This is a genomic window from Ciceribacter thiooxidans, from assembly GCF_014126615.1.
Classification (GTDB): Bacteria; Pseudomonadota; Alphaproteobacteria; order Rhizobiales; family Rhizobiaceae; genus Allorhizobium; species Allorhizobium thiooxidans.
Genome location: NZ_CP059896.1, coordinates 1,628,562 through 1,646,891, shown reverse-complemented (window position 1 = coordinate 1,646,891; position 18,330 = coordinate 1,628,562). Strand labels below are relative to the sequence as shown.

The 18,330-nt window shown below is 64.9% G+C and carries 17 protein-coding genes and 1 tRNA gene; 15 read left to right on the top strand and 3 right to left on the bottom strand.

What is annotated here, in order from left to right; translation table 11 throughout:
• Positions 1 to 9: 9 nt before the first annotated feature.
• Positions 10 to 504 (bottom strand): hypothetical protein, encoded by a 495-nt coding sequence (locus tag H4I97_RS07800; protein WP_182307329.1) that lies wholly within the window; start codon positions 502 to 504, stop codon positions 10 to 12.
• A 99-nt stretch (positions 505 to 603) separates the two neighbouring features.
• Here H4I97_RS07800 and H4I97_RS07795 point away from each other — a divergent pair, with 99 nt between their 5' ends.
• The 7 genes from H4I97_RS07795 to H4I97_RS07765 all read left to right on the top strand — a co-directional run bounded on the left by H4I97_RS07795 (position 604) and on the right by H4I97_RS07765 (position 8,148).
• Complete coding sequence (locus tag H4I97_RS07795) at positions 604 to 990, top strand: RidA family protein (protein WP_182307578.1); 387 nt, start codon at positions 604 to 606, stop codon at positions 988 to 990.
• A 26-nt stretch (positions 991 to 1,016) separates the two neighbouring features.
• Entirely contained in the window at positions 1,017 to 1,880 is an 864-nt protein-coding gene (locus H4I97_RS07790) for a MurR/RpiR family transcriptional regulator (RefSeq protein ID WP_182307328.1), read from the top strand.
• A 46-nt stretch (positions 1,881 to 1,926) separates the two neighbouring features.
• Entirely contained in the window at positions 1,927 to 2,703 is a 777-nt protein-coding gene (locus tag H4I97_RS07785) for an SDR family oxidoreductase (RefSeq protein WP_244658765.1), read from the top strand.
• A 24-nt stretch (positions 2,704 to 2,727) separates the two neighbouring features.
• The gene (locus H4I97_RS07780; protein ID WP_182307326.1) at positions 2,728 to 4,650 is read left to right on the top strand and encodes a beta-N-acetylhexosaminidase; all 1,923 of its coding nucleotides are present in this window, start codon (positions 2,728 to 2,730) and stop codon (positions 4,648 to 4,650) included.
• Positions 4,651 to 4,668: 18 nt separating this feature from the next.
• Positions 4,669 to 6,105 (top strand): M81 family metallopeptidase, encoded by a 1,437-nt coding sequence (locus H4I97_RS07775; RefSeq protein ID WP_182307577.1) that lies wholly within the window; start codon positions 4,669 to 4,671, stop codon positions 6,103 to 6,105.
• 68 nt (positions 6,106 to 6,173) lie between these two features.
• Positions 6,174 to 7,403: an MFS transporter gene (locus H4I97_RS07770; protein ID WP_182307325.1), complete on the top strand. Its 1,230-nt coding sequence runs from the start codon at positions 6,174 to 6,176 to the stop codon at positions 7,401 to 7,403.
• Positions 7,390 to 8,148, top strand: coding sequence for a copper homeostasis protein CutC (locus H4I97_RS07765; RefSeq protein WP_182307324.1), 759 nt, complete (start codon positions 7,390 to 7,392; stop codon positions 8,146 to 8,148). The genes H4I97_RS07770 and H4I97_RS07765 overlap by 14 nt, the downstream gene beginning before the upstream one ends.
• 72 nt (positions 8,149 to 8,220) lie before the next feature.
• On the opposite strand, the gene H4I97_RS07760 is transcribed toward H4I97_RS07765, so the two are convergent.
• Positions 8,221 to 8,296: transfer RNA gene (locus H4I97_RS07760), tRNA-Lys, on the bottom strand.
• A 188-nt stretch (positions 8,297 to 8,484) separates the two neighbouring features.
• On the opposite strand from H4I97_RS07760, the gene H4I97_RS07755 reads away from it, so the two are divergent.
• Both H4I97_RS07755 and H4I97_RS07750 read left to right on the top strand, forming a co-directional pair.
• Complete coding sequence (locus tag H4I97_RS07755) at positions 8,485 to 9,234, top strand: cytochrome c biogenesis CcdA family protein (RefSeq protein WP_182307323.1); 750 nt, start codon at positions 8,485 to 8,487, stop codon at positions 9,232 to 9,234.
• A gap of 54 nt (positions 9,235 to 9,288) precedes the next feature.
• The gene (locus tag H4I97_RS07750; RefSeq protein ID WP_182307322.1) at positions 9,289 to 10,251 is read left to right on the top strand and encodes an AEC family transporter; all 963 of its coding nucleotides are present in this window, start codon (positions 9,289 to 9,291) and stop codon (positions 10,249 to 10,251) included.
• Here the strand turns inward: H4I97_RS07750 and H4I97_RS07745 are convergent.
• Positions 10,214 to 11,449 carry a UbiH/UbiF family hydroxylase gene (locus H4I97_RS07745; RefSeq protein ID WP_182307321.1) on the bottom strand — a complete coding sequence of 412 codons (1,236 nt, stop codon included), beginning with the start codon at positions 11,447 to 11,449 and terminating at the stop codon, positions 10,214 to 10,216. The genes H4I97_RS07750 and H4I97_RS07745 overlap by 38 nt on opposite strands.
• 285 nt (positions 11,450 to 11,734) lie before the next feature.
• Between H4I97_RS07745 and pcsA the strand changes: the two genes are divergently transcribed.
• From pcsA to H4I97_RS07715, 6 genes are read left to right on the top strand one after another with little or no spacing between them, the layout of a single operon-like run.
• Positions 11,735 to 12,460, top strand: coding sequence for a phosphatidylcholine synthase (pcsA, locus tag H4I97_RS07740; RefSeq protein ID WP_182307320.1), 726 nt, complete (start codon positions 11,735 to 11,737; stop codon positions 12,458 to 12,460).
• 12 nt (positions 12,461 to 12,472) lie between these two features.
• Positions 12,473 to 13,456, top strand: a complete 984-nt coding sequence (locus H4I97_RS07735) for a quinone oxidoreductase family protein (RefSeq protein WP_182307319.1) — start codon at positions 12,473 to 12,475, stop codon at positions 13,454 to 13,456.
• 27 nt (positions 13,457 to 13,483) lie between these two features.
• Positions 13,484 to 15,076 (top strand): ABC transporter ATP-binding protein, encoded by a 1,593-nt coding sequence (locus H4I97_RS07730; RefSeq protein ID WP_182307318.1) that lies wholly within the window; start codon positions 13,484 to 13,486, stop codon positions 15,074 to 15,076.
• Positions 15,066 to 16,163 (top strand): ABC transporter permease, encoded by a 1,098-nt coding sequence (locus tag H4I97_RS07725; protein WP_182307317.1) that lies wholly within the window; start codon positions 15,066 to 15,068, stop codon positions 16,161 to 16,163. Before H4I97_RS07730 ends, H4I97_RS07725 begins: the two co-directional genes overlap by 11 nt.
• Complete coding sequence (locus H4I97_RS07720) at positions 16,163 to 17,077, top strand: ABC transporter permease (protein ID WP_182307316.1); 915 nt, start codon at positions 16,163 to 16,165, stop codon at positions 17,075 to 17,077. The genes H4I97_RS07725 and H4I97_RS07720 overlap by 1 nt, the downstream gene beginning before the upstream one ends.
• A gap of 48 nt (positions 17,078 to 17,125) precedes the next feature.
• Positions 17,126 to 18,199, top strand: a complete 1,074-nt coding sequence (locus H4I97_RS07715; RefSeq protein WP_182307315.1) for a BMP family ABC transporter substrate-binding protein — start codon at positions 17,126 to 17,128, stop codon at positions 18,197 to 18,199.
• The last annotated feature ends 131 nt before the right edge of the window (positions 18,200 to 18,330 follow it).

Below are 18,330 nucleotides of genomic sequence, written 5' to 3'. Positions count from 1 at the left end.
AAGAGAGCCTCACCCCATGGGATAGGGCAGATAACCGGTAAAGCCGCTGATCTTCCAGCGGCCGTCGTGCAGACGGCAGTAATAGAGCGTCTGCCATTTCATGACGTCGAGACCGCCGTCGGTCATGCGGATGCCGCCGTCGAACTTCTTGCGCACCAGCGCCGTTTCGCCGGTGATCTCGATCTCTTCGAGCCGGGTGGTGCGGAAGATCGCCGTGCGCGGGTCTTCGCCATAGGTCTTGCCGGCGAAATCGTGCGCCTGCCGCAGCCACTCGTCGCGATACGCAGCGAGCGTCGGAAAGGCGAGCGTCCAGCGGTCGGGGTTCGTCTCGCGATTGCCGCTGATGCCGAGAAAGCCTTCCTCGATGAAATCGCCGGCGACCATCGACCAGTCTGCGGAGAGGAACGCATCGATATCCCGCGCAACCAGCATGTCCCAGATCGAGTGGCGCGCCGCGTCGGAGGCCGCGAACGGATTCTTGTAAGGATCTCGCGATGTGCTCATGTCGAAATTCTTTTCATAATGGTCGATTTCCTCTGGTCAAAATCGGTTTTCCATGCTGATTTGTCAATCAATCATGAAAACAATTTGCATAGGTGGGCGATGACAGTCAGGCGCTACGGCAGTGGGCAATCCGGTGCGGGCGGGCAGGGCCTGCCTTTTGCGCGCGCCGTCGAGGCCGATGGCTGGCTGCATGTTTCCGGCCAGGTCGCGATGGACAACGGCGAGATTATCCAGGGCGGCATCGTCGAGCAGACCCACAAGGCGATCGCCAACCTGATCGCCATCCTGCATGAGGCCGGTTACGGCGTCGAGCACGTCGTGCGCTGCGGCGTGTGGCTCGACGATCCCCGGGATTTCTGGAGCTTCAACAAGGTGTATCAGCAGTATTTCGGCGAGCATCCGCCGGCCCGCGCCTGCGTGCAGTCCTCCATGATGGTCGATTGCAAGGTCGAGATCGACTGCATAGCCTACAACCCTTCAAAATAGCGTTCGGAAGCGGGGAAGGGGCTGCGGTGGACATTTTCGCGACATTACAGGAAGAAACGGGGCAGTTTTCGCCCTCCGAGCAGCGTATCGTGGATATCCTGCTCAACCAGTTCGATTTCGCCGTCAATGCGTCCATCATCGAGCTTGCCGAGCGCGCCGAGGTCTCGCCGCCGACGGTCACGCGCTTCTGTCGCAGGCTCGGCTGCCAGAGCTTTGCGGATTTCAAGGTGAACCTTGCCCGCACCGCCTATGTCGGCGTGCGCTACCTCAATCCGGAAGCAGAAAGCACGAAGCCGGCGGACGTCGCCGCCGACGTCATCACCAAGGCGCAGAATGCGCTCTACCTCGTTCACCGGGCGCTCGACGCCGACATGCTGGAAAAGGCCGCGGACAGGCTGTCGCGGGCCGAGATGCTCTACGCCTTCGGCTCCGGTGGCAATTCCTCGATGGTCGCGGGCGAGATCCAGAACCGGCTGTTCCGGCTCGGCGTGCGGGTGACGGTCAGCAACGACCACGCCATGCAGCTGATGATGACGGCGGCGGCCCGTTCGAACGACGTCATCATCGGCTCGTCGCTCTCCGGCCGCAACGGCGAGCTCGTGCGCTGCTTCAATCTCGCCCGCGAGAACGGCATCGCCACGATCGCTCTGACGCAGAGTGACAGCCCCGTCGCGCGCGCCGCCGAGATCGTTATCGGCATCGACCTGCCGGAGGGAGAGAACATCTTCCGTCCGACATCGACCCGTTTCGCCTATCTCGCCATTGTCGATGTATTGGCAAGCCTCGTCGCCTACCGCAATCGCAAGACCTCGCAGATCACCTTGCGTCACATCAAGCAGCAACTGGTCGAACATCGCGACGGCGATGACCGGCAACCTCTGGGAGATTAGCCTTGTCCACGATCCGCTCGTCTTCCTGCCTTTGCGGTGCGCAGCTGTGAACCGCTCCGTTGCCGTCGTGACGGGTGCGGCCGGCGACATCGGGCGGGCGATCGCTGCAAGGCTCGCCGAAAGCCACGACGCTGTCGTGCTTCTCGACATCGATGCGGAGGCTTTGCGGGACGCGGTCGAGAGTGCGGGAGCGCCGGAGCGTATGGTCCCCGCAGTCTGCGACGTCACCAGCGAGGAGAGCCTCGCCGATGCCGCCAGCCGCGCGGCCCGGCTCGGCCGGGTGAGAACGCTCGTCAACAATGCCGGCGCGGCGCGCGCCGTCAGCCTGCACGACACCGACGGCGAGATCTGGCGGAAGGATAGCGCGCTTAACCTGGAAGCGCCGTTCCTCTGCTTCCGGGCTTTCGAGGGCGCGTTGAAGGAGAGCCGCGGATCGGTCGTCAACATCGCCTCGGTGAACGGTCTCGCGGTTTACGGCCATCCCGCCTACAGCGCCGCCAAGGCTGGCCTCATTCATCTGACGAAGCTGATCGCCGTCGAATATGGAAAGTTCGGTATCCGCGCGAACGCGGTCGCGCCCGGCACCGTGCGCACCCACGCCTGGGAGGCGCGCGCCGCCGCCAATCCGCAGGTCTTCGAGGAAGCGAAGCGCTGGTATCCGTTGCGCCGCATCGTCGACCCTGCCGACGTGGCGAACGCCGTCTTCTTTCTTGCGAGCGACCAGGCGGCGGCAATCACCGGCGTCTGCTTGGCCGTCGACTGCGGCCTGACGGCCGGCCAGACCGAACTCGCCGGCACCTTCTCGCAATCGCCGCACTACTGAGCAAAGACCGAAGGGGAACGCATGATGGCCACAGCCCAATTCCGTCTCGAAAACGCCTGGTATCCGATGGCCGGAGAGGAAGGCGGCGGCTTCGTCTTCACGCTGGTCAATCTTTCCGGAGAGGCGATCACGGATTTCGAGCTCGCCTATACCTCGCTCACCCGCGTCAACGACGCCCCGGCCTGCGGCAACGCCACCTTCCTGAAGCGCAACGCCAACTTCCATCAATATGCACCGCCGGCGGGCTTCTCGCTGGCGCCGGGCAGATCCTGGCGCTTCACCGTCGAGGGCCTGCTGCGCCCGGCACGCCACAGGACGGACGGGGCGAAATCGGCCTACCTGACGCTCGGCGACGGCAGCCATCATGCCGTCGAGGTCGGCGACCTTATGCTGGAGGGCCGCCACAGTGAGCCGGCGCCGCAATTGCTGCCTGAAGGCGAGGTGAGGGAACCCTTCTCAATCCTGCCCTGGCCGGCGAAGGTGTCGCTGACCGCCGGCGAAACCGTCCCCGTCGCGCTTCATCCCGCGGCAGGTGCCACGCCCGATGAATTGCGGGCGATCGAGACCGTTTTGTCCCTGTTCCGGCGGCTCTATTCGGTTGCCCATGTACCGTTTGCACTGGCGCCGGTTCACGAGGGCCGCGCCCTGCGCTTCGAAAGGCAGGACGGGGTCGCGCCGTCCGGCTACGAGCTCACCTTCGGAGCCGACGCGGTCACCTTGCGCTACGGCGATGCGCCGGGCCGGCAGTACGGGTTGACGGTGCTCGCCCAGCTCCTCCACGGCGCGCGGACGAAGCCCGGGACCTTCCGTTTCCCGGCATCGGGGACGATCTCGGACGCGCCCCGCTATGGCTGGCGTGGCTGTCATCTCGACGTCTCGCGCCAGTTCTATCCGGTCGCCGACGTCAAGCGGCTGATCGACATCCTTGCCTGGCTCCGGATGAACATCTTCCACTGGCACCTGACGGATGACGAGGCGTGGCGGCTCGAAATCAAGGCTTTTCCCGAACTGACGACCGTCGGCGTGCTGCGCGGTCCGGATGAACCGCTACTGCCGCAACTCGGAAACGGCGCCGAGCCGGTCGGCGGCTTCTACACGCAGAACGAGGCGAGGGAGGTCGTCGCCCACGCCGACGCACTCGCGGTCGAGGTCGTGCCGGAGATCGACATACCCGGCCACAGCACGGCGGCACTGGCGGCACTTCCCGACCTCAACGACGGGCAGGAGGCGCCGGACAGCTATCGCTCCGTGCAGGGTTATCCCAACAACGCCCTCAACCCGGCGATCGAGCGGACCTATGAGTTCCTCGGCAAGGTCTTCGACGAGATGGTCGGCATCTTCCCGTCGAAGCTCATCCATATCGGCGGCGACGAGGTCGCGGCGAACACCTGGATGGCCTCGCCGCTCGCCCGGAGCCTCATGGAGCGGGAAGGGATTGAGGGTACGTTCGGGCTGCAATCCTACTTCATGAAGCGCATTCAGGGCATGCTCGCCGACCGTGGGCGGAGCCTTGCCGGCTGGGACGAGGTCTCCCACGGCGGCGGCGTCGATCCGGCGGGAACGCTCCTGATGGCCTGGCAGAAGCCCGAGGTCGGCCTCGAACTCGCAAGACAGGGCTACGACGTGGTGATGACGCCGGGTCAGGCCTATTACCTCGACATGGTGCAGGCGAGCGAATGGCAGGAGCCGGGCGCGAGCTGGGCCGGAACCGTGCCGCCGCACCACACCTATACATACGAGGCCGTCGGCGAGTTTCCGGAAGCACTGAAACCGCGCATGCGCGGCGTGCAGGCCTGCATCTGGTCGGAGCACTTCCTCAATCGCGACTATTTCAACCACCTGGTCTTCCCGCGTCTGCCGGCGGTCGCCGAGGCGGCATGGACTCCCGCCGAAGACAAGGACTGGCTGCGCTTTGCGGCGATCGTCCGCCTGAGCCCGCGCTACTGAGGAGAGCCGCAGATGACCTTGCGCATTGCCGTCGGCGGCATCCATACCGAATGCAGCACCTCCTCGCCGGTGCTCATGCAGCCTGAGGACTTTCGCGTCCTGCGCGGGGATGAACTGCTCGCGGCCGACTATTTCAGCTTCCTGTCTGCGGGCGGCATCAAACCTCTGCCGCTGCTCCATGCCCGCGCTGTTCCCGGCGGTCCGGTGGCACGAGCGACCTACGAAGCGTTCAAGTCCGAGTTCCTGGAGCGGCTGAAGGCGGCGCTGCCCCTCGACGGTCTCTATCTCGCCATGCACGGCGCGATGAACGTCGAGGGCATGGACGATGCCGAGGGCGACTGGATCGCCGCGGCCCGTGCCGTCGTCGGTCCGGAGATACCGGTCGCCGCGAGCTACGATCTGCACGGCAACGTGACCCAGAGGATCGTCGACCAGCTCGACATCTTCGCCGGCTACCGGACCGCGCCGCATATAGACGTGCGCGAGACGATGGTCCGCGCCTGGTCGATGTTGCTGCGGGCGCTTCAGACCGGCGAGCGGCCGGGCGTCGCGTGGGCACCGGTTCCGGTGCTTCTGCCGGGTGAGCGCACCTCGACCGAGGACGAGCCGGCGAAAAGCCTCTATCTCAGGCTGCCGGAGCACGACGCCGTGCCCGGCATCTGGGATGCCAACCTGATGGTCGGCTATGTCTGGGCCGACGAACCGCGGGCCGCCGCCTGCGCTGTCGTCACCGCCGTCGATAAGGCGGCGGCCGAAAAGGTGGCGGCGGCAATCGCCCGGTCCTATTGGGACGCCCGCGAAGACTTCCGCTTCGGTCCGGTGACCGGTCCCCTCGAAGATATGCTCGATATCGTCGAGAAGTCCGCAACGCGTCCGGTCATCCTCGCGGACTCGGGCGACAATCCGACCGGCGGTGGCGTCGGCGACCGTGCCGACGTCCTGAAGGTGCTGATCGCACGAAATTTCGAGGGCGCCGTCGTCGCCGGCATCACCGACCGCCCCGCCGTTGACGCGTGTTTTGCGGCAGGCGAGGGTGCCCGCCTCCGGCTTACGATCGGCGGAACACTCGATCCGGCGAGCCCTTCGGTCAAGGCGGAAGCGGCGGTGCAGCGGCTCGACGATCCGGGTTTGCCCGCGGACCGCCAGGCGGTCGTGACGATCGGCGGCATCACGCTGGTGCTCGCGGCGAAGCGCAGGCCCTATCACGACATCGCGGACTTCACCCACCTCGGGCTCGATCCTGCGGGCGCCCGGCTGCTGGTGGTGAAATCCGGCTACCTCTCGCCGGACCTTGCCCCGATTGCCAATCCGAACCTCATGGCGCTGACCGATGGGGTGATCAACCAGGACATCGCGGCACTGCCGAACCGCCGCCGCGCGCAGCCGACCTATCCCTTCGTCAGGGAGTTCGCCTATCAGCCGGAGGTCCGCTTCTCCGCCCGCTGGCGCGACTGACTTCGCTCGGTGAGTACTCGTCCGGCCGCGCCCTGCACTTTCATCTCCAACTTTTGCAACGTGCCGCCATGCTGTCGACCCTGACGCTCCTCCTTCGCCATCCGCCGGTCCGCACCGGCGCGTTTGCGATCTTCCTGTTCGGCGCGTCGGGAGCGGCAACCTCGCCCTACATGTCGATGATCGGCATCCGTGAACTCGGGCTGTCGGACCGGGCCTATTCCGTGCTGATCTTCGCCGCCGCGCTGGTGAACGTCAGCGCCAGCATTGCCGCGGGCATTCTGGTCGACCGCCTCGGACACTACCGGCGTCCGATGCTCGTCGCGTCGCTCTTTGGCGTCGCCGGCTTCGCGATGGTCTATGCATTTCCGTCGGCGCCGGTCTTCGTGGTCGCCACACTCCTCTTCATTCCCGTCTACGGCTCGATCAATTCGCTGATCTTCGCCAGCATCAGGGCGGCTTCCGCCGGCATGGCCGCACGCGAGCTGATCGCGGTCAACTCGGCTGTTCGCGCCGTGCTCTCGCTCTCCTGGGTGCTGGTGCCGGGCATCGTCGGCGCGCTTCTCGCCGGCGGCCCGTCGATGTTGCCCGCCTTCCTGTTTGCAAGCACCGCCTGCGGCGCCTGTTTCCTGCTCTTCGTCCTGTCGTCGTCGAAGGCCGATACTGGACGAAGGGCCGGTGCCCGGCGCAGCGCCTTCCTCGCCTCGCTGGGCGAGATCGCCTCGGGCAGGGTTCTGCCGCGGGTCGTCGCGATCGCGCTGATATCCTCGATGCTGCACGTCAACGGCGCCGTGCTGCCTCTCGTCGTCACCGGCAAGGCGGGAGGTACGGCGGTCGATGTCGGCGTCATTGTCGGCATCGTCGCGTTTCTGGAGATCGTCTTCATCGTTTTCTGGGGATGGGTGGAGGCGCGCACATCCGCGCGCTTCGCCATGATCGCGAGCGCATCGGCCTATGCCGCCTACCTCGTCTTCCTCGGCCTCGCCGATGCGCCGCGCGACGTCTACGTCCTGACGCTGGTCGCAAGCCTCGGGGCGGCCGGTATCATCTCCGTTCCGATCACCTATCTGCAGGACCTGATCGCCGAGCGCGCCGGGCTCGGCAGTTCGCTCATCGCCGTCAACGTCTTCCTGAGTGGCGGCCTGAGTTCGCTGGCGTTTGCCCTCGGCACCGCGATCAGCGACTATGCCGGCACGGCGATTCTGGGAGCTTTCGTCGGGGTGTGCGGGATCGTGCTGCTACATCTCCTCGATCGCTCCGGTAGTGCGGCATTTCGGGAGGCGGACGATGGCGGAAAGTGACGGCGGAGGTGATCGCCGAAAGCCCCTCCTGGAAGTCTGCGTCGATGATCCCGCCGGTCTTGCCGCGGCGATCGAGGGCGGCGCGGACCGTATCGAACTCTGTGCCGCGCTTTCGCTCGGCGGGCTCGCCCCGTCGCAAGGCTTCATGGCCCATGCCGCCCGTTCGCCGATCCCCGTCCATGCGCTGATCCGGCCCCGGACCGGCGATTTCGTATTCTTCGCGGACGATCTGCGCGTCATGGTCGACGATGTCCGTGCGGCCCGCTCGGCAGGTCTTGCCGGAGTGGTGATCGGTGCGTTGCAGCTGGACGGTCAGATCGACGTCGCGGCGCTCGAAGCATTGATCGCCGTGGCCGAAGGCATGGACCTGACGCTAAACCGTGCCTTCGATCTCGCCCGAGATCAGGAGGAGGCGCTCGAAACCGCGGTGCGACTCGGATTTTCGCGCATTCTGACCTCGGGCGGCGCAAGGACGGTCGTCGAAGGGCTCCCGCGGCTTGAACGGCTGGCGAACCGGGCCGCCGGCCGGCTCTCGATCATGCCGGGTTCGGGCGTGCGACCGGAGACTGCTGAAGCCTTGCTCTCACTGCCCGGCGTCTTCGAGCTTCATGCCTCGTGCAGCGCGCCTATGGACGCCACCGATCCGCGACTTTCTGCCTTCGGCTTCTCGCAAGCGGGTGAAAGACGCACGACGGTTGCTGCTGTCCGGGCGATGAAAGAGCGAATGGCGGCGGTGCGGAGATAGGGCGACACGAGGTTGTAACCCATGTCTTAGGAACAAACTGTTACCTATGTATCCGGTATGGACATGGGGAAATGGTGAGCGCGCAGGGATTCGAACCCTGGACCTACTGATTAAAAGTCAGTTGCTCTACCGGCTGAGCTACGCGCTCCCGTCGAGGAGAAAATCGGCTCCTCTGGAAGTGCGCGGAACATATGCAGGCGCCCCCGTGCGGTCAACCCAAAAATCATGCCGAAAACGGGGAAAAACTGTCCAATTGCCGCACGCGCGGAAAGGTGATTGGCAAGCAAGCCCGTCGGACGGTAGGAAGGCCGCATCGAAGGATAGCGGAGACCCGACGTGTCGATTGCCGATATTTCCCTGTTGAGTGCGCTTCTGGCCGGTGCGCTGTCGTTCCTGTCGCCCTGCGTGCTGCCGCTCGTTCCGCCCTATCTCTGCTATATGGCCGGTATTTCCGTCGAGCAGTTCCGCGGCGAGGGCCATGCGGAGGCCAATCCGGCGGCACGGCGCGCGGTCATGTTCGCGGCACTCGCCTTCACGCTCGGTTTCGCCACTGTCTTCGTGGCGCTCGGGGCTGGCGCCTCGACCGTCGGCACGCTGCTTCGGCAGCATCTCGACCTGCTCGCCAAGATCGGTGGCCTCATCATCATCGTCATGGGGCTCAATTTCCTCGGCGTTTTTCGCATCGGCTTTCTTGCGAGCGAAATGCGATTCCAGGGGCAGGGCAAGCCCGCCACTCTCGGCGGAGCCTATGTCATGGGGCTCGCCTTCGCCTTCGGATGGACGCCCTGCATCGGTCCGGTGCTCGGCGCGATCCTCGGCGTTGCGGCCTCGCGCGAGACCGTCGGCGACGGCGCGACGCTGCTTGCGGTCTATTCGCTCGGCCTTGCGGTACCGTTCTGGATCGCGGCCGCCTTCTCCGGCGCCTTCATGCGTTTCCTCGTCCGCTTCCGCCGCCATCTCGGCCTCGTCGAGAAGCTGATCGGTACGCTGCTGGTGCTGACCGGGCTCGCCTTCATGTTCGGTTTCGTCTCGAACCTCGCAATCTGGTTCCAGCAGACCTTTCCAATCCTTTCGCAAATCGGCTAAGCCGGGAGCGACGGGCCGAGCGCTCGGACGCGGAAGAGGAAACGGGACGCGCCCATGGCCGACATCATCGCATTGGTTCTCCCGTTCTTCGGGCTGATCCTGATCGGCTACATCTCCGGTAAGCTCGGCCGCCAACCGGCCGCCGCCCTCGGCTGGCTGAATTTCTTCGTCATCTACGTGTCGCTGCCGTCGCTGTTCTTCAAGCTCGTCTCGCGCACGCCGCTTTCGGAGCTGACGCGCATCGATTTCATCGCGGCCTCGCTTGCCGCCACCTACACGATCTTCCTGCTCGTCTTCCTGATCGGCCGCTTCATCCGGGGCAATTCGATCGCCGACTGCACGATCCAGGCGCTCGCCGGCGCCTACGGCAATATCGGCTACATGGGGCCGGGGCTGGCGCTCCTCGCCTTCGGCGAGGCAGCGGCCGTGCCGGTCGCGCTGGTCTTCTGCTTCGAGAACGCCGCCCACTTCATCGCCGCGCCGGCGCTGATGGCGTTTGCCGGCGACGATGCCCGGCCGCGAACAGCCGTCGCAGCCGATGTCGTGAAGCGGATCATCACCCATCCCTTCATCATCGCGACGGCGATCGGCTTTCTGGCGGCCGCGTTTTCCTTCGAACCGCCGCTGGCGCTGCAGCGCCTCATCGACTATCTCGCCCAGGCCGCCGCCCCTTGCGCACTCTTCGCCATGGGGGTCACGCTCGCGCTTCGCCCCCTGAAGCGCATTCCCGCCGAGATCGGCTACATCGTCCCGGTCAAGTTGCTACTGCATCCGCTGCTTGCCTGGATCGTGCTCGGTCTTGCCGGCAATTTCGATCCGCTGTGGATCTACACCGCCGTCCTGCTCGCCTCGCTGCCGACGGCGACCAACGTCTTCGTCATCGGCCAGCAATACGGCGTCTGGCAGGAACGCGCGTCTGCGACGATCCTGATCACCACGGTGCTTTCGGTGCTGACGGTCTCGGGCCTGCTCTACGCGATCACGACCGGTCTTCTGCCGCCCGACCTCTTCCCCTGACACCCAGCCGCTCTTTCAGGAAGAGCGGCAGTGCGGAGAAGCCGCGCCCGGGCTCCACGCCCTCGCGCATCACCAACTGGCGCAGCGGTCCGAACCCGGAAAGAACGTGCAGCCCCGCGGTTCTCAGAACCTGCACGGGCAGGAAATCGGACAGCAGCGAGCGGTTGAGGAGGTCGACGCTCGCCGTGCGGCTGACGACGTCGATGCGGCGGCGGCGGTCGAAGCTGTCGCCGGCGCGGGGATCGATGGGACGGTCCGCTCGGGAGCAGAGGATTTCAACGAGCGCCATCACGTCGCGCAGGCTGAGATTGAGCCCCTGCGCACCGATCGGCGGAAAAGCATGCGCCGCCTCGCCGATGAAGGCCGCCCGGCCCTTGCCGAAACGCTCCGCCGTCATGCTGGAGAGCGGCCAGGCCTGGACGCGGTCCTCGACGGTCACCTTGCCGAGCATCGACTGCATGCGCCTCTCGACCTCGCCGCTGAGTGCCTCAAGAGAAAGAGAGGTGAGCCGTGTCGCTTCGGCGGGCTCCACCACCCAGACGAGACTCGAGCGCAGGCCGGGCAGCGGAACCTGGGTGAACGGTCCCGATTCGCCATGGAACTCCGTCGAAATATTGCGATGCGGCAGCGTATGCCTGAAATTCAGTACCACCGCGGTCTGCGGATAGGACCACTTGCTCACGGCAACACCTGCGCTTTCGCGCGTCATCGAGCCGCGACCGTCCGCGCCCACGACGAAGTCGGCCGTCACCTCTTCGCCGTCTTCGAGCGTGATGACAATACGGTCGGCGCCGATCTCGATGCGCTCGGCGGCGCCGGCGATGCTGGTGATGTTGTTTTCGGCGGCGACGGCCTTCTTCAATACGGAAATCAGCGCTTCGTTCGGGATATTGTAGCCGAAGGCGTCGAGACCGATCTCGGCGCTTCGGAAGGCGACGACCGGTGCCCGCAACAGCCGTTTGGTGCCGTCGATGATCTGCATGGTCGAAAGCGCTTCCGCAGACGGCCGGATTTCATCCCAGAGCCCGAGCCGTTCCATGAAGCGGATCGACTGGTCCATCAGCGCGGTAGTGCGCTGATCGACGACGTCGCGCTCCGGTGCGACGAGTACCACCGAGCGACCGCCGCGGGCGAGCGCCAGCGCTGCAATCGAGCCGGCCAGTCCCGCACCGACAACCGCAACTTCGAAATGCTTCATCGCTTCCATCCGTCTCAACCGTTCGCTCCGGATACGCGTATCGTAATTCATCGATACGACCATTGCCGCACGATAGCGGTCACTCCGGTCTTCGTCGTTCGATATAGGCGTTTCGTCTTTTCGAATCCATGGGACAAATGCGACCGGTGATCTGGTAGAGACAGGGCAAGCGGCTTCAGTGCGGCAAAGGCGCGAAACCGGGGAGCGCCAGGCGCCCGCCGTTGCAAAACGTGCCGATTCGTCGGATACCTCGTAGCCGTGGCGAAGAGGGGACCGACAAAAAGCATGAAAATCTTCAACTACCGCCGTGTGCCCTATGCCGAAATCCGCGCCTTTTCGGTTCACGTCCTGACGGCCTCCGGCTCGTTTCTCGCCTTTCTCGGCGTGGTCGCAGCCGCCGAACGACGCTTCGTCGACATGTTCTGGTGGCTCGGGCTGGCACTGCTGGTCGACGGCATCGACGGGCCGATCGCCCGCAAGGTGCGCGTCAAAGACGTTCTGCCCACCTGGTCCGGCGACACGCTGGACAACATCATCGACTACGTGACCTACGTGCTGCTGCCGGCCTTCGCACTCTACCAGAGCGGCATGATCGGAGAACCGTGGTCGTTCGTGGCCGCAGGCATGATCGTCGTGTCGAGCGCTATCTACTATGCCGACATGGGCATGAAGACGGACGAGTACTTCTTCTCCGGTTTTCCCGTGGTCTGGAACATGATCGTCTTCTCGCTGTTCGTCATCGACGCTTCGGCGACGACCGCGATGGCCGTTGTCGTGGTGTCGGTGGTGCTGACCTTCCTGCCGATCCATTTCCTGCATCCGGTCAGGGTGGAACGGCTGCGGCCGGTCAACATCGCGATCTTCCTCGCCTGGTGCGCCTTCGGCGGCTACGCATTGCTTCTGCATTTTGCGACCCCGCAATGGGTCGTCGTCTGTTTCGTCGCGACCGGCATCTATCTCTACGGGGTCGGTGCCGTGCTGCAATTCTTCCCCTCGCTCGGACGCAAGTAGGAGGCTTTCATCGTGGCAAAGACGCAGGCAATCCTGATCCGTGACCTCGGCGGCCCGGATGTCCTTCGGCTCGAGGAGGTCGACCTTGCCGCACCAGCCGCCGGCGAGGTGCAGATCCGTCACGCCGCCGTCGGCCTCAACTTCATCGACGTTTACTTCCGCACCGGGCTCTACAAGGCGCCGAACGGCTTGCCGTTCGTGCCGGGCAAGGAAGCGGCGGGTACGGTGACGGCCGTCGGTCCGGGCGTCACGGACTTCCGCGTTGGCGACAGGGTCGCCTACGCCGGGGCGGACGGCGCCTACGCCGTCGAACGCAACGTCGCCACCCGCCATCTCGTGAAAGTGCCGGACGAGATCCCGCTCGAGACGGCGGCTGCGATGATGCTGAAGGGCATGACGGCGGAATACCTGCTCAACCGCACATACAAGGTCGGACCCGACACGGTGCTGCTCTTCCACGCGGCGGCGGGCGGCGTCGGCCTCATCGCCGGCCAGTGGGCGAAGGCACTCGGCGCCACGGTCATCGGCACGGCCGGGTCACCGGAGAAGATCGAACTCGCGCTCCGCCACGGCTACGACCACGTCATCGACTACCGCAACGACGATTTCGTCGCCCGGGTCAGGGAGCTGACCGGCGGCAAGGGTGTCGACGTCGTCTACGATTCCGTCGGCCGCGACGTGTTCCCGCGCTCGCTCGATTGCCTCAGGCCACGCGGCATGTGGGTGCTCTTCGGCCAGTCGTCCGGGCCGGTCGAGGCGTTTGACATGGGCCTTCTGGCGCAGAAGGGCTCGCTCTACGCGACACGCCCGTCGCTCTTCGCCTACATTGCGACGCCGGCCGAACTGGCGGCCTGTGCAAATTCGCTGTTTGATGTTGTGCGGAGCAACAAAGTGCGTATCAATATCAATCAGACCTATCCTTTGGCCGACGCCCGTCGCGCCCACGAGGATCTGGAATCAAGAAAAACAAGCGGAACGACCTTGCTGATCCCCTGAGCGTGCATGCGCAGCAGGGGCGCCGGGATGAAAAGAGGGGATCGCGTGACGGACATCGAGGCATCGCGAACCGGCAGCCTTCTGGTGGTCCGCGGCTTGACGAAGCTGTTCGGCAGCTTCGCGGCCTGCCAGGATATTGATTTCGACATCAAGCCGGGAGAAATCCACGCCCTCCTCGGAGAAAACGGCGCCGGCAAGTCGACGCTGGTCAAAATGCTGTTCGGCGTCCTCGCCCCGAGCGGCGGCGAGATCGCATGGGAAGGAAATCCGGTCTCGATCGCTTCCCCCGCCGCTGCGCGCAAACTCGGCATCGGCATGGTCTTCCAGCACTTCTCGCTTTTCGAAGCGCTGACGGTCGCCGAAAACATCGCGCTCTCGCTCGATTCCGGAACGCCGCTCGCCGCTGTCGCCAAGAAGGCGGAGGAGCTTTCTCGTCTCTATGGCCTGCCGCTCGATCCCGGCGCCCATGTCGCCGACCTCTCCGTCGGTGAGCGCCAGCGTATCGAGATCGTCCGCGCGCTATTGCAAAATCCGAAACTCATCATCCTCGACGAACCGACCTCGGTGCTGACCCCGCAGGAAGCGGATCGTCTCTTCGAGACGCTCGCAAAGCTGAAGGCGGAGGGGCGGTCTGTACTCTATATCAGCCACCGGCTCGAGGAGGTGCAGCGCATCTGCGACCGCGCGACGGTGCTGCGCCACGGCCGTGTGACCGGCGAATGCGACCCGCGCCAGGAGACGCCGGCCTCGCTCGCCCGTATGATGGTCGGCAGCGATATTGCCATCGTGCACAATGCCGGCACCGCCGACGCAGGGGCGGTACAGCTGGAGGTGCAAGCGCTTTCCGCTCCTGCCCGCACGCCCTTCGCCGTCGCACTGAAGGACGTTGCGTTGACGGTGAGGGCAGGGCAGGTACTGGCGATCGCCGGCGTCGCCGGCAACGGCCAAAGCGAACTCTTCGATGCGCTCTCCGGCGAGTATCCCGTGTCTGATCGCGACGCGATCCGCATTCGCGGAAAGGCCGTCGGTCGCCTCGGCATCAACGAGCGGCGGCTTCTCGGCGCCGGCTTCGTTCCGGAGGAGCGGCAGGGCCACGCGGCGATCGGCACCCTGCCGCTTTCCGACAATCTGGTGCTCGCCCGCCATCGCTCGGACCGCAAGGCATTCCTGGCCGGCGGCGTGTTCGGTCTCCTCCGTCATTCGGTCGTCCGGGCGGCGGCCAAACGGATCGCCGAGGCGATGGACGTGCGCAAGAGCGGCGACGATCCGCTCGCCGGCTCGCTCTCCGGCGGCAATCTGCAGAAATTCATCGTCGGGCGAGAGCTCGATCGCCAACCGGCAGTCCTGGTGGTCAACCAGCCCACCTGGGGCGTCGATGCCGGCGCGGCGAGCCGCATCCGCCAATCGCTGATAGATCTCGCCCGCAACGGCTCGGCGGTGGTCGTCATCAGCCAGGACCTCGACGAGATCTTCGAGATCGCGACGGACATCGCCGTGATTTCCGAGGGACGCCTCTCGCCCGCCGAACCTGCCGCCGCCATGACCCGCGAGAAGATCGGCCTTCTCATGGGCGGATTGCACGAAAGCAAAGCCGAGCCAGGGCCCGCCCATGCGCATTGAACTCGAAAAACGCCCCGGCGGCTCGCCGCTCTTTTCCGTCCTGTCGCCGCTGCTTGCCATGGTCCTGACCGTCGTCGTCGGCGGCATCATGTTCTGGCTGCTCGGCAAGGACCCGGTCGACGCGATCTATTCCTTCTTCATCGAGCCGCTGCTCGAGGTCTGGTCGCTGCACGAGCTGGCGATCAAGGCCGGCCCGCTGATCCTGATCGGGGTCGGGCTCTCGGTCTGCTACCGGTCGAACAACTGGAACATCGGCGCGGAAGGCCAGTTCATCATGGGCGCGATCGCCGGCTCGATCCTGCCCGTGGTCTTCTTCGAATGGCATTCGCCGCTGGTCCTGCCGCTGATGCTCGTCATGGGCGCGATCGGTGGTGCACTCTATGCCGGCATCCCGGCGCTGCTGAAGGCGCATTTCAACACCAACGAGATCCTGACGAGCCTGATGCTCGTCTATATCGCCCAGCTCTTCCTCGACTGGCTTGTGCGCGGCCCCTGGAGGAATCCGGAGGGTATGAACTTTCCGGAAACGCGGACCTTTGCCACGGAAGCCGTTCTTCCGGCCGTCGTCGAATCGTCCGGTCGCGCGCACTGGTCGATCGTCTTCGCGCTGATCGCGGCGGTGCTCGTCTGGCTCATGATGCGGTTCACGCTCAAGGGGTTCGAGGTGACGGTGCTCGGAGAATCGGCGCGGGCAGGGCGCTTCGCCGGCTTTTCCTCGCGCAGGATGATCTGGTTTTCGATGCTGCTTTCCGGAGCCTTTGCCGGCTTTGCCGGTATCGCCGAGGTCTCGGGCTCGATCGGCCATCTGCAGCCGATCATCTCGCCCGGCTACGGTTTCACCGCGATCATCGTCGCTTTCCTCGGCCGGCTCAATCCGCTCGGCATCGTCGCGTCCGGGCTGGTGCTCGCGCTCACCTATCTCGGCGGTGAGGCCGCACAGCTCTCGATCGGCGTCTCCGACAAGGTCACCCGCGTATTCCAGGGGCTCCTGCTGTTCTTCGTGCTCTCCTGCGACACGCTGATCCACTACAGGATCCGCATCGTCGTCGACCGGGTGAAGACGGCGATCGAGGGAGGACGCAACTGATGCTGGAGGCGATCCTTCTCACCGTCATTACCGCCGCCACACCGCTTGTCGTCGCAGCGCTCGGCGAACTCGTGACCGAGCGTGCCGGCGTGCTGAACCTCGGCGTCGAGGGCATGATGGTCATGGGCGCGGTCGGCGCCTTTGCCGTCACCCAGATCACCGGCTCGCCATATATCGGCCTGCTTGCCGGGATCGCCAGTGGTGCGCTCTTCTCGCTGCTCTTCGGCTTCCTCACCCTGACGCTCGTCGCCAACCAGGTCGCCACCGGGCTTGCGCTGACGCTGCTCGGGCTCGGCGCCTCCGGTATGCTGGGGGAAAGCTATGTCGGCGCACCCGGCATCAAGCTCCAGCCGATCGCCATTCCAATGCTCTCCGATATTCCCTTCGTCGGTCCGCTGCTCTTCCGGCAGGACATCATCTTCTACGTGTCGGTCGCGCTGGTCGTCGGCGTCAACTGGTTCCTGTTCAAAAGCCGCACCGGCTTGAAGCTTCGGGCGATCGGCGACAATCACGCCTCGGCGCACGCGCTCGGCATCCACGTCATCCGCACGCGCTATCTCGCCGTCCTCTTCGGCGGCGCCTGTGCCGGCCTTGCCGGCGCCCAGCTTTCACTCATCTACACGCCGCAATGGGTGGAGAACATGACGGCAGGGCGCGGCTGGATCGCGCTCGCGCTGGTCGTCTTCGCGTCCTGGCGGCCGTGGAGGGTGCTTGCCGGCGGCTATCTTTTCGGCGCGGTCTCCATCGGGCAGTTGCACGCGCAGGCGATGGGGATCGGCATCCCGTCCCAGTTCCTCTCGGCGCTGCCGTACGCCGCCACTATTGTCGTCCTCATCATCATTTCCCATAATCGCCGCACGACACTGATCAACACGCCGGCCTGCCTCGGCAAGGCCTTCGTTCCGGACAGATGACGGCAGCAGGCAGCGTTCCGAAAACCTTCCAACACAAAAGGGGTCACCATGAAGAAATTAGCATTCGCACTCGCCGCGACGGCGGCGATGGTTTTCTCGATTGCCAGCGGCGCCCAGGCCGCGGACAAGACCAAGATCTGCTTCGTCTATGTCGGTTCCAAGACCGACGGCGGCTGGTCCCAGGCCCATGACCGCGGCCGCCAGCAGCTCGAAAAGGAGCTCGGCGACAAGATCGAGACCGCCTTCCTCGAAAACGTGCCGGAAGGTCCGGACGCCGAACGCGCGATCGAGCGCATGGCCCGCTCCGGCTGCGCGATGATCTTCACGACCTCCTTCGGCTTCATGGACGCCACCCTCAAGGTCGCCGAGAAGTTCCCGGACGTGAAGTTCGAACACGCCACCGGCTACAAGACCGCTCCGAACGTCGCGACCTACAATTCGCGCTTCTATGAAGGCCGCTATATCCAGGGTCAGATCGCCGCCAAGCTGTCGCAGAAGGGCGTCGCCGGCTACATCGCCTCCTTCCCGATTCCGGAAGTGGTGATGGGCATCAACTCGTTCGTCCACGGCGCCCAGTCGGTCAATCCCGACTTCAAGGTGAAGGTCATCTGGGCCAACACCTGGTTCGATCCCGGCAAGGAAGCCGATGCCGCCAAGGCGCTGATCGACCAGGGCGTCGACATCCTGACGCAGCACACCGACACCACCGCACCGATGCAGGTCGCCGCCGAACGTGGCATCAAGGCTTTCGGCCAGGCCTCCGACATGATCGCCGCCGGTCCGAACACCCAGTTGACGGCGATCGTCGATACTTGGGGCGCCTACTACGTCAAGCGCACCAAGGCGCTGCTCGACGGAAGCTGGAAGTCCGAGCAGATCTGGGACGGCCTGAAGGACGGCATCCTCACCATGGCGCCGTACACCAACATGCCGGACGACGTGAAGAAGATGGCCGAGGAAACCGAAGCCAAGATCAAGTCGGGCGAACTGCATCCTTTCACCGGCCCGATCAACAAGCAGGATGGTTCTCCCTGGCTGAAGGACGGCGAGAAGTCCGACGACGGCACCCTGCTCGGGATGAACTTCTACATCCAGGGTGTGGACGACAAGCTGCCGCAATAAGCGTCGGCTTGAGTCTCGAATATTTTGTGGAGGGCGCCGTCGGGCGCCCTCTTTTTTGTCAATTGTCATGCCGTGATCGCATGATGCCGGTTTACAAAAGTAATACTATATGATTTATAGGTCTCGTCTTG